This is a genomic window from Lachnoclostridium sp. An169 (genome assembly GCF_002160525.1).
In the GTDB taxonomy this organism is placed as follows: domain Bacteria; phylum Bacillota; class Clostridia; order Lachnospirales; family Lachnospiraceae; genus Mediterraneibacter; species Mediterraneibacter cottocaccae.
Genome location: NZ_NFKT01000001.1, coordinates 68,450 through 79,624, shown reverse-complemented (window position 1 = coordinate 79,624; position 11,175 = coordinate 68,450). Strand labels below are relative to the sequence as shown.

11 protein-coding genes are annotated in these 11,175 nt (G+C 49.9%); 2 read left to right on the top strand and 9 right to left on the bottom strand.

Translation table 11 applies throughout. The features are described 5' to 3' along the window. Positions 1 to 104 precede the first annotated feature (104 nt). Both B5F07_RS00400 and aroA read left to right on the top strand, forming a co-directional pair. Positions 105 to 1,202 carry a prephenate dehydrogenase gene (locus tag B5F07_RS00400; protein WP_087159304.1) on the top strand — a complete coding sequence of 366 codons (1,098 nt, stop codon included), beginning with the start codon at positions 105 to 107 and terminating at the stop codon, positions 1,200 to 1,202. 72 nt (positions 1,203 to 1,274) lie between these two features. After that, positions 1,275 to 2,564: a 3-phosphoshikimate 1-carboxyvinyltransferase gene (gene aroA, locus B5F07_RS00395; protein WP_087159303.1), complete on the top strand. Its 1,290-nt coding sequence runs from the start codon at positions 1,275 to 1,277 to the stop codon at positions 2,562 to 2,564. A 12-nt stretch (positions 2,565 to 2,576) separates the two neighbouring features. Here the strand turns inward: aroA and folK are convergent, their stop codons facing one another. The 9 genes from folK to uidA form a co-directional block, all read right to left on the bottom strand. Beyond that, complete coding sequence (gene folK / locus B5F07_RS00390; RefSeq protein ID WP_087159525.1) at positions 2,577 to 3,407, bottom strand: 2-amino-4-hydroxy-6-hydroxymethyldihydropteridine diphosphokinase; 831 nt, start codon at positions 3,405 to 3,407, stop codon at positions 2,577 to 2,579. Positions 3,408 to 3,438: 31 nt separating this feature from the next. Beyond that, complete coding sequence (gene folP / locus B5F07_RS00385) at positions 3,439 to 4,254, bottom strand: dihydropteroate synthase (protein WP_087159302.1); 816 nt, start codon at positions 4,252 to 4,254, stop codon at positions 3,439 to 3,441. Positions 4,255 to 4,307: 53 nt separating this feature from the next. Then, on the bottom strand, positions 4,308 to 4,799 hold the full coding sequence (locus tag B5F07_RS00380; protein ID WP_087159524.1) for an HD domain-containing protein: 492 nt from the start codon (positions 4,797 to 4,799) through the stop codon (positions 4,308 to 4,310). A gap of 68 nt (positions 4,800 to 4,867) precedes the next feature. Beyond that, on the bottom strand, positions 4,868 to 5,425 hold the full coding sequence (gene folE / locus B5F07_RS00375) for a GTP cyclohydrolase I FolE (protein ID WP_087159301.1): 558 nt from the start codon (positions 5,423 to 5,425) through the stop codon (positions 4,868 to 4,870). After that, entirely contained in the window at positions 5,412 to 6,743 is a 1,332-nt protein-coding gene (locus tag B5F07_RS00370) for a bifunctional folylpolyglutamate synthase/dihydrofolate synthase (RefSeq protein ID WP_242972378.1), read from the bottom strand. Before B5F07_RS00370 ends, folE begins: the two co-directional genes overlap by 14 nt. A gap of 525 nt (positions 6,744 to 7,268) precedes the next feature. Continuing rightward, positions 7,269 to 7,760 (bottom strand): hypothetical protein, encoded by a 492-nt coding sequence (locus B5F07_RS00365; RefSeq protein ID WP_140397961.1) that lies wholly within the window; start codon positions 7,758 to 7,760, stop codon positions 7,269 to 7,271. 4 nt (positions 7,761 to 7,764) lie between these two features. After that, positions 7,765 to 7,929 carry a hypothetical protein gene (locus tag B5F07_RS22530; RefSeq protein WP_162613023.1) on the bottom strand — a complete coding sequence of 55 codons (165 nt, stop codon included), beginning with the start codon at positions 7,927 to 7,929 and terminating at the stop codon, positions 7,765 to 7,767. A gap of 4 nt (positions 7,930 to 7,933) precedes the next feature. Further along, on the bottom strand, positions 7,934 to 9,376 hold the full coding sequence (locus B5F07_RS00360; RefSeq protein WP_087159299.1) for a sulfatase-like hydrolase/transferase: 1,443 nt from the start codon (positions 9,374 to 9,376) through the stop codon (positions 7,934 to 7,936). Position 9,377: 1 nt separating this feature from the next. Further along, positions 9,378 to 11,174 carry a beta-glucuronidase gene (gene uidA / locus B5F07_RS00355; protein ID WP_087159298.1) on the bottom strand — a complete coding sequence of 599 codons (1,797 nt, stop codon included), beginning with the start codon at positions 11,172 to 11,174 and terminating at the stop codon, positions 9,378 to 9,380. Position 11,175: the final 1 nt, after the last annotated feature.

Genomic DNA, 11,175 nt, shown 5'->3' with positions numbered 1-11,175 from the left:
TATATATTTTGTTGGTGTTTACTTTTATAATCTGCAATGCTAAAATACTTCTGGGTACAAAGTCCTGCCACAGGGCAGGGCAGGAAAGGAACAAAAGACAGATTATGGGTAACAGAAAAATCGGATTTATCGGTCTGGGGCTCATCGGCGGTTCCATCGCCAAGGCGGTCCGCCGGTATTTTCCCGACTATGAGATACTTGCATTCGACAAAAACAGGGAGACGCTGGCACTGGCCGTTCAGGAGGGAACGATCCACACCGCATGCTCTTCCATCGACGACAATTTCCGGGGATGTGACTACATTTTCCTGTGCGCCCCGGTTTCCTATAATACAGCCTATCTCTCACAGTTGAAAAACATGATTGACCAGGACTGTATTCTGACCGACGTGGGCAGCGTGAAGACCTCCATCCACGAGGAGGTTATCGCTCTCGGCATGGAGGAGAACTTTATCGGCGGCCACCCCATGGCGGGTTCGGAGAAAAGCGGCTTTGTCAATTCCAAAGCCCATCTGATCGAAAACGCCTACTATATCCTCACACCTTCCGCAAAGGTGTCAGATGAAAAGGTGGAAAAATACAGAAATTTTGTGGAGGCTTTAAAGGCGCTCCCCGTCATCCTGGACTACCGGGAGCATGACCGGATCACCGGTACCATCAGCCATCTCCCCCATATCATCGCCTCCGTGCTTGTCAACTTCGTCCACGATACGGACACGGAAGACGAACTCATGAAGGCGCTGGCTGCCGGGGGATTCAAGGACATCACGAGAATCGCTTCCTCCTCTCCGGTCATGTGGCAGCAGATCTGTCTGAAAAACCGGGACAATATTTCCCGGATTCTCGGGAACTACATCGATGCTCTCGGGCGGGCGAAATCGCTGATCGATTCCGGAAGCGAGGAAGGGCTCTACACCATGTTTGAGGAATCCAAAGACTACCGGGATTCCATGCCCAACAGCTCCGCCGGCCCGATCAAGAAACAGTTCGCCCTCTACTGCGATATCATTGACGAAGCGGGCGGGATCGCTACTATCGCCACTATCCTGGCGAGCAGCGGCATCAGCATTAAAAATATCGGAATCATCCACAACCGGGAATTCGAGGAAGGCGTACTGCGCATTGAATTCTACGATGAATCTTCCTCTGTGAAAGCTGCCGCTCTCCTGAGGAAATACCGGTATATCGTCTACGAAATCTGACGCAGGCGTCTCCGGAAGAAACAGAAATAAAAGAGTAGTCATCATATTTTACACGAGAAAGGATCACTTGCCATGGAATTATGCAGTATAACAGGATTAAAAGGAAAGGTCCGCATCCCCGGAGATAAATCCATCTCCCACCGCTGTGTCATGTTCGGCTCCATCGCCAGCGGCACCACGGTAGCGGACAATTTTCTGAACGGGGCTGACTGCCTCGCCACCATCCGGTGCTTCCGGACGCTGGGCATCGACATCGAGGAGGAAGGGAACACCGTCACCATCCACGGGAAAGGACTTCACGGTCTGAATGCCCCCACAGACATTCTGGACGTGGGGAACAGCGGCACAACTACCCGCCTGCTCTCCGGTATCCTTGCCGGGCAGCCTTTTGACTCCAAACTGTCCGGGGATGAATCTCTCAACTCCCGGCCCATGAAGCGGATCATGACACCCCTGACCCAGATGGGCGCCAACATTTCCAGCATTCTGAGAAACGGCTGCGCCCCGCTGTACATTACCCCGGGGAAACTGCACGGCATCCACTACGATTCCCCGGTGGCCAGCGCCCAGGTCAAATCCTGCATCCTGCTGGCGGGACTCTATGCAGAAGGGGAGACTTCCGTGACGGAACCAAGCCTCTCCCGGAACCACACCGAACTGATGCTCCGGGAATTCGGGGCGGACATCCGCACCACCCACGATCTGAACAGTACAAAGGCAACAGCCTCCATCCGTCCCGGAAAGGAGCTGTACGGCCAGAAGATCACCGTTCCCGGTGACATCTCCTCTGCGGCTTACTTTATCGCAGCCGGGCTGATCGTCCCGGATTCGGAGATTCTCATTGAAAATGTGGGGATTAATCCGACCCGTGCGGGAATCTTAAGAGTCTGTGAAGATATGGGCGGAGACATCACCCTTCTGAATCAAAGAACGGAAGGCGGGGAAAAGATCGCCGACATTCTCGTGCGGACAAGCCGGCTCCACGGCACCACCATCGAGGGCGACATCATTCCCACCCTCATCGACGAGATTCCGGTCATCGCCGTCATGGCGGCAGTGGCGGAGGGACAGACGGTCATCCGCGACGCTGCCGAGCTCAAGGTCAAGGAGACGGACCGGATCGAGACTGTGACCGATAACCTGAAAGCCATGGGCTGCAAGGCAGAGCCCACTTCCGACGGCATGATCATCACCGGAGGAAAATTAAAAGGGGCGTCCATCCACACCCTGCTGGACCACCGGATCGCCATGGCATTCAGCATCGCCGCCCTGGTTGCGGAGGGCAACACAAAGATTCTGGACAGCCACTGTGTGGATGTGTCTTACCCCACTTTCTACGACACATTTGAAGAACTGCTTTAACCGCCCTGCTTCTCAGGAACTGCTGCGCGTAAGATCCGCCAGCAGTTCTTTTACTGTCTTCCCGTATACCGGATGGCGCTTATAAGGCGCAATCTCAGAGAGAGGCGCGAGCACGAACTCCCGCTTCTGCATCTCCACATGGGGTACGCAGAAGTCTTCCTCCTGGATTACCAGGTCATCATAAAAGATAATATCCAGATCCAGAGTCCGGGGACCCCAGTGGACAATCCGCTCTCTTCCCGCCTGCGCTTCAATCCGGTGGAGCTCATCGAGAAGCTCCCGGGGATACAGAAGAGTCCGAAGCTCCAGGCAGCCGTTCAGAAAATCCGCCTGGTCCGTCACCCCGTAAGGAGGCGTCTCAATAAAAGATGAAACCTTCTCCACCCTGCACCCTCTGATCTCTCCCAGGGCGTCCACGGCGTCCGAGAGATACCTCTCCCGGTCCCCCATGTTGGAACCCAGGGCAATATATGCGGTGTGCCATTCTCTCTCAATCTTCACGCTCACCGTCTTCAGGGGCAGGCCGATGGGCGCCCACGGCTTTTTGATCTCCAGAGAAACCTTCTCAAGCAGGGGAATTCCCAGAAGCATCTCCTCTGCAAGCGCTTCCGCCGCCCGTTCCAGCAGCCGGAATGTATGGGTGCGCAGGAAATTTTCCATAAACACGCTTGCCTCCCCGTAGTGGATGGAGGCGGTCAGGTCGTCCGTCTTTCCCGCATTTCTCGTGTCTGTATAGAGCACCGCAGAGACAAGGAACTTCTGTCCCAGGGTATTCTCCTCCGGGAACACCCCGTGGTTCGCAAATACTTCCAGATCTTCAATCCGGATCTCATCCGGTTTCATTGATTCAAATGTCATCTTCTTCCGCCTTTCCTTATACCGCATGTCTTCTCATCAGGGCACGGGTCATCTGTATGGCTCTCCTGTTCTTCTCCACGTCGTGAACCCGCACAAAGGCGCAGCCCTTCTGCACGCCGTACACGGTGGTGACAACCGTCCCCTCTTCTCTCTGGTCCGCCGGCAGGTCCAGGGTCAGTCCGATTACGGATTTCCGCGACGTTCCCAGAAGAACCGGATATCCCAGTTCTCCCATTATCTCCAGACGGCTGATAATCTCCAGGTTCTGCTCGTAACTCTTGGCAAATCCAACTCCCGGATCCAGGATAATCCTGTCATCCGGGATTCCTGCTTTCCGGGCAATCCTCACCGTCTCACGCATATCTTCCAGGAAATCTGCAAGAAAATCCACGTACCGGTCATCCTTCCGGTTGTGCATCAGACAGCACGCCGTGCCGCTCCGTGCGATGAGCGCCCCCATCTCTTTGTCGTACTTCAACCCCCAGATGTCGTTGACCAGATCCGCGCCTGCACGGATGGCAGCCTCCGCCACCCGGCTTTTGTACGTGTCGATGGAAACCGGCAGGTCAAACTCCCGTTTCAGCGCCTCCACCACCGGCACGATGCGATCAATCTCCTCCTCATCGGAAATCCGGACATGTCCGGGTCTTGTAGACTCGCCGCCCACGTCGATCAGGTCCGCGCCCTCTCTGGCCATCTGCTCTGCATGGGCCAGCGCCCGGTCCAGACGGTTGTAATGTCCCCCGTCGGAAAAAGAGTCGGGAGTTACATTGAGAATTCCCATAATGTATGTGTTATGTTCTGTGTCAAAATTTCTGCCTCCGATAATCATGCCATTCTCCTGTCTGATTCACATTCTGTTCTGATTCACATTCTGTTCTGATTCTAAATATCTATCTCCAGATTCTTCTTCTCCGGGCTCCAGTCACATTCGCTCTCTGCCGGACAGGCAAAGCACTGCCTTGAGCGCTTGTCACTCTCATAGAGCAGGCTTTCCAGGAGCTCCATGTCCTCCCGCCATCTGCGGTGTCCCGCGATCGCCCGGAGGATCATCTGCTTTTCCTCCTCTGAAAATGCCAGTTCTTCCGGGAGGTCTCCGAGAATCTGTGCAGCGATCTCCTCTCCTGCTTTCTCATGGGGGATCTTCTCCGTGTACTGGAGCGCTTTCCCGATATCGTGGAGCACCGCCGCGGCGTAGACTACTTCCCGGTCAAAGCCGAGCCCCCTCTCCAGATTCAGTATCCAGGCGATCCGCGCCACATCGAGCAGATGGGGCATCTGGTGTCTGCAGAAAATCCGGTCTTTCTCCAGTTCTTCCAGTTCCCGGTAATATTTCTGATAAAGAGGGTGGGCCCGGAGCGCGTTTACCCGCTTCATCTGCCCTGGCTTCTGCCCCGTTATCCGCTCTGTCATCTGTCCTTTCATCTCCTCCGCTATCCGCTCCGTCATCGTCCCAGCATCCGGAAAAAGCGCTCCTCCAAAGCCGGATCCTCCTCAAACACGCCTCTTCTCGCCAACGTCACGGTCTGGCTCCCGGGCTTTTTGATTCCCCGCATAGTCATGCACATATGCTCTGCCTCGATCATGACCAGGGCGCCTTTTGGCTGCATATGCTCCATCAGCGCGTCGGCAATCTGCCCGGTAAGCTGCTCCTGAAGCTGCAGCCGTCTGGCAAATACCTCCACGGTCCGCGCCAGTTTGCTCAGTCCCACGACTTTTCCATCCGGAATATAGGCGATGTGGGCTTTCCCGTAGAAGGGAAGGAGGTGGTGTTCACAGGTGGAATAGAACGTGATATCCCGCTCAATCACCATCTCGCTGCTGTCCACAGAAAATGTCTTTGCCAGATGAGTTCCCGCATCCTCTTCCATCCCGCCGTATATCTCCTCATACATCCGGGCGATTCGCTCCGGAGTGTCTTTTAGCCCCTCCCGGGAAACATCTTCCCCGATTCCTTCCAGAAGCAGACGCACCGCCTGTTCTATCTTCTCATGATCGATCATCTTTTTCTCCTCCCTCGCGCCTGGCAGGCGGGTTAATATGGTTGTATGCGAAACGGCGTACCCGTTCCAGATAAGACAGCGAGCCGAAAGCCAGAATCACTCCGTCCTCTCCCGCTTCCCGGAGAGCCGATTCCACCGCTTTGTCAATCCCCGGCTCCGCCGTCACATTTTCACAGAAATCTGCTGCAGTCCGGGCAAGCACTTCCGCCGGAAGCGTCCGCTTTTTGTCCGGCAGATCCACCGTATGGACGGATGAGGCCAGGGGGCACATGATCTCTGCGATTTTTCTGTAATCCTTGTCCTGGAACACGCCCATGATGAAAATGAGCTTCCGCTCCGGGAAAAACTGCTCCACATTTTCCCTCAGCCGCAGCGCCGCGTCCTCGTTGTGCGCCCCGTCAAGGAGGAAAACCGGATGTTCCGAAATGCACTCAAAACGCCCGGGCCAGTATGTGCCGGCAAATCCCTGCCTTACCGCGCCGTCACCGATCCGGTATCCCCTCTCTCTCAACGCGGCCACCGCCTCCAGCGCCGCCGCTGCGTTGCCGGTCTGATTCCGCCCGGCCAGGGGAGTATACAGGTCTGCGAAATCCCGGTAGGAGAACCTGCTGCCGTGATAATCTTCTTCCAACAGACGGATCTGTTCCGGGTCTGCCTCTGCAAAAGAACAGCCAAGCTCTGCCGCACGCCTTTTCAGTATGTCTCTTACTTCCGGCTTCTGACCGGCCGACACCACTGCACATCCCGGCTTGATGATCCCCGCCTTGTTCTCTGCAATCTCTTCCAACGTATTTCCGATTACGCCCACATGGTCCATGCTGATACTGGCAAATACGGCGCAGACCGTCTGCTCCACGATATTCGTGGCGTCCATCGCCCCGCCGAGCCCTGCTTCCAGTACAACAAAGTCGCAGCCGCTCTCCTTAAAATATAAAAAAGCTATTGCCGTCTCTGTCTCGAAAACCGTGGGGAGCATCTCCCCCGCAGCTTCCATCCGGGCAATAGCATCTCTTACTTTCTCTGTCAGTTCCGCGAATCTCTCTTCCGGTATCCAGGCACCGTCAATCTGGATCCGCTCCAGATAGGAAACGACTGTGGGGGAGACATACCGCCCGGTCCGGTATCCTGCCCTGCTTAATATTGTGGAAATGTATGCGAGCACAGATCCCTTTCCGTTTGTTCCTGCGATATGAATGAACTTCAGATCCTTCTGTGGATCTCCAAGTTCCCGCAACAGACCCCGAATCGTATCCAAGCCAAGTACACTTCCGTATTTCGACATTTCGTCCAAATATACCCTTGCTTCTTTATAGGTCACGTTTCTTTTGTTTCCTTTCCCTGTCCGTACTGCCCCGCGTCAACGAGGCGTCCAGCCGCCGATTCACGGCGCGGCTTCTCTCCTGCGGACAGAACGTCTATTATAATAGCACCAAATGTGGAATCTCACAAGAGAAAGTTTCTATAGGATATCCTTGCGTAATTTTCTCCTGTACTCACTTACGGTTAACCAACTATAAGATAAGTAAACTCCATTACTAATTTCTGACAAAAAAGAAGGCAGTTGTTAATTTTCATTCAAACAAAGCACTTGATTTTATATTGTAAATATCAAAAAGATGCTGTCGCATCCAGATGATTTTCTAATCTTTTGATACGACAGCTTGCTGATCTATTAGCTCATTACTTTCAAACGTTTTTATTCACTCAATTATTAGCGAATCCAGAAGCCCATCACAACGGCTGATAAAATCAATACTCCAATCAAAGATATTGCCTTTTCCTGTCACCTTTTTCAGGAACAGATTGTATGTTTAGCTTTAGTGAATTTTGATTGTTGTTAGTGTCATCTCGATTTTTCAGGCTCTTCTGGCTTCTCCGCCTCTTCCTTCACCATCACTTCAAGAGCTCCTAAGGTAGGCGCATCTGCGTTTTTCAGTGGAGTTCCCATCATATCCTCTGTCAATTCCATAGTGAACCCCAACTGATTCACATCAATCCCCTTTTCCACTATCAATTCTGAATTTTGAGGTATATAATTTGAAACATGCTCTCTAAGCACAGACAGCGGATCTTGTTTCAATTTTTCCACAGATGCCAGGGTTCTTTCCCCGTTTGCGAAGCCCTCCCCGTGTTCTGTATAAGATTCGGGATTTACCAGATCCGCATTCCCGTAATAGTTATCCTTCCACCCGTTTTCATAAAGTCCAAAATTCTCCTGACTGGTAAACAGATTATTCTGTATTATAGAGGAAGCTGCAATTCCCTTGTTTGATTTAGAGAATTTCAAATTGCTTACTCCGTCTTTTACATTAACAATATTATTAACAAACGTCACATATTCAGTACTTCCTTTCGTAATATTCATCCTTCTGGGACAGCTCTGCTTGTATATTTTCTGACTGTTTCATATCCGGATCTTCTTTCTCAACTTCACAGCCTGTAATAATAAAGCAAAATATAAGACTAAATCCTACTACCCTAAATAAAAACAGTACTTTTTTCATCCTCTCACTGTCCTTGTCCCGGCGGTGGCCAATGGATCCCCCTCTGATTAAAAAGTGTGTAATCCGGAGAAGCATAATATTCCGGCTCCGGGAATCCTACAAGCTTCCCATCCTTCATCCACTCGCAATCCTTTCCATGGAGATGCGCAATCAGATATTCTATCATCATTTTTTCCGTATCCTTCCATTCAAAAACTTCGTGAAGATCATGCTGTTCTTTTGGATCCTTTTCTAAGTCGAAGAACTGAAATACATTTCCACACGGATAATATATCAGCTTCCTCTTACCGTCCGTCACCATACGTGTAGCCCTGATATCCTCACCAATTTCACCATAGAGAAGTTTTCTTTTCTTTTCTGAAAACATCGACATTCCTTCTACCGTATCCGGTACCGAAATTCCACACAGGGTTAGCAATGTGGGCATTACATCTTCAAGACACGTCACTCTACTATCTACAGTTCCTCTGTATTTTCCAACAGCTTCTCCAGAAAAGATCATTGGAACATTCGCAGCCCCTTCATAAAAGGTTCGTTTTCCCGCCAATCCATGGTCGAATAATGTATCTCCATGATCGCTGAAAAAAACAATTACTGTATTCTTTAACAGTCCTTCTTCCTTGAGTGTTCCAATTACACTGCGAATCTGATGATCAATATACGTACATTGTGCGTAAAAAGCCCGACGTGCAAGGTATATTTCTTTCTTTGAATATGACTTTGACTTTTCTTTCAGGAATTTCCAGATCACACGGTTATCGTCCCAGTCATCTGCCATTTGTGGAGCATCAATCTCCTCCAGATCATATAGTTCCAAATAATCCTTAATGGGTACCAACGGAGGATGAGGAAACGAATATGACAGATAATAAAACGCCGGACGAGTAGGATCTTTTCTCCGTATCTGCCGAATCATTTCCCTTGTTGCCCACGCTGTAGGATGCATTCTTTCTGGTAAATGCCATGGGCGTGTATAATAGCAGTTATTCCCCATAGAATGAGCAAACTCTTGTCCTACACATCCGTTTTCCCCAAGCCATATCTCATAATCATCTGTTACTCCGAATTCTGTTCGTCCTTCTTCCTCAAGAATCACATCATCAAAGCCTATTCTGTTTCGCTGAGGATAAACATGCAGTTTTCCTACAGCGTACGCCTGATATCCCGCATCACGAAATGCCTGGGCAAGAGTTTTTACCTCCGGCATTGTCATTTTCTCAGAATACACCCGATCTCCATGAGTAGCCGGAAATGTTCCAGTCATTAGACTTCTCCTTGCTGGTATACACACCGGGCATGTACTGTAGCATCTGTCAAAACGAATCCCGTCTACCGCCAACTGATCCAATGTCGGAGTCATAACCACTGGATGACCGGCACATCCAAGCAGATACCCTGGCCAGTGATCCGTACAGATCAACAATACATTTTTTCTTTTTTCCCCCATTTTACTTCTCCTTCCATCTCTCTTTCAGAAAAAATGCCGCCTGTTTAGGACGTCTGTCCCTTGTGAAAATCCCTTTTTTATTTCCATCTACTCTCTTAATATTTTCAGCAGTCGCAAAATCTGCAAACACCCAGACATGCTCTCCTGTAATAAAATTCAAAGAATCAAAAACTTTTCCATAAGTTTTCATAAATTCAGTCTGATACTCTTCCGTGAAGAGTCTGGCGTTTAGATCATGTAGCCCTGCAATCGTATCCGCCCCATACTCTCCAAGCATAATCGGTTTCTCCGGGTATCGCCTGTGAAAATCTTCCAGCTCAGCTCTTAATTTTGCAGCGGCCCCTTGCAAATTTCCCTCTGTATCATACCAGCCACGATATCGATTCAGCATTAGAAAATCACACATACCGGATACACGACATGTATCTGCTCCTGCACCTTCGTATGTTACTATTGTAACCGGACGTTTCTGAGGGTCGTGCCGTTTTGTAATCTCAATAAGGGGTTCGAAATATTCCTTTGCTCCTTCTTCCTGACTGGCTGGTTCATTGGCGACAGACCACGCAATCACACAGGGATGATTTTTGTCCCTTGCCACCAATTCTTCCATCACTTTTTTGTGATGTTCCAAGGTGGTCAATGTTTTCCAGGTTCCCTTTGCATCTCCGCCCAAAAGTCCTGTTGCCGTAAATCCAGTGTTAAGACCAACCGCAGGTGCCTCATCAATTACCAGTATCCCCATCCGGTCACAAATCCGCATCATTTCTTCACTATTTGGGTAATGGCTCGTACGGAAAGAATTTGCATTAATCCATTTCAGTAATCCGATATCCTTTGTCATAAGTGCAAGGTCTGTCCCACGTCCGCGAATACTCCCTTCCTCATGTTTTCCAAATCCTTTCAGGTATACAGCTTTTCCATTTAACAGGATATGGCAATCTTTTATTTCTACATCACGGAAACCGAACGTTTCTCTATACTCATCTTCCAGCATATTCTCATCAATTATTCTCATTCTAACGTATAATTGATACAGACAGGGATCCTCCGGAGACCACAGATGCACTTCAGAGAGTTTTCCCCGTCCAGATATCCCGTTTCCGCTGTACACACATTTTCCATTCTCATCCAGCAGACTTACATCTACTTCTATGCTTTCCACTTCTTCGACATTTCCTGCAATCTTTACATTCCATATAAACTCTCCATTCATATGCCCACTTATCTCAATATCATCAATATACACCAAGGGTATAATACATAGCCATACCGGACGCAGAAGCCCGGTATAATTATAGAAATCAAAATTCGGCAGATTTACCCTTTTATCAGGACTTCCGGGAAAATGCTGCACCTCCATCCTTCCGCACGGAAGAGTGGAATAATCAACAATATTGTTCACAAATACTGTCAGAAGGTTTTCTCCCGTCTTTACAACTTCACTTATATCAAATTCAAACGGCAGAAAACCGCCTTTATGGTTTCCAAGGAATACGCCATTTAGCCATACGTCTGCACGGTGCGCTGCGCTTCCGAACCGAAGAGTCAGTCTATTATGTGTCATCATTTCCTTTGTTACCATAAAGCTTCTCTGGTAAACCATGTCCCCCACATGATCTGCGAACTCCCGGCCTGGATATATTTCATTATATGCCGAAGGTACCGGCATAGGGTATCCTTTCAAAAGGCGTTTTCCCGCATCTGTTTTCTCTCTTTCCCCTTCATTAAGAAGACGGAAATCCCATATGCCGCTTAGATCAAATACCATTCTGCTTCGTGTTGTCTCAGGGTATAACATA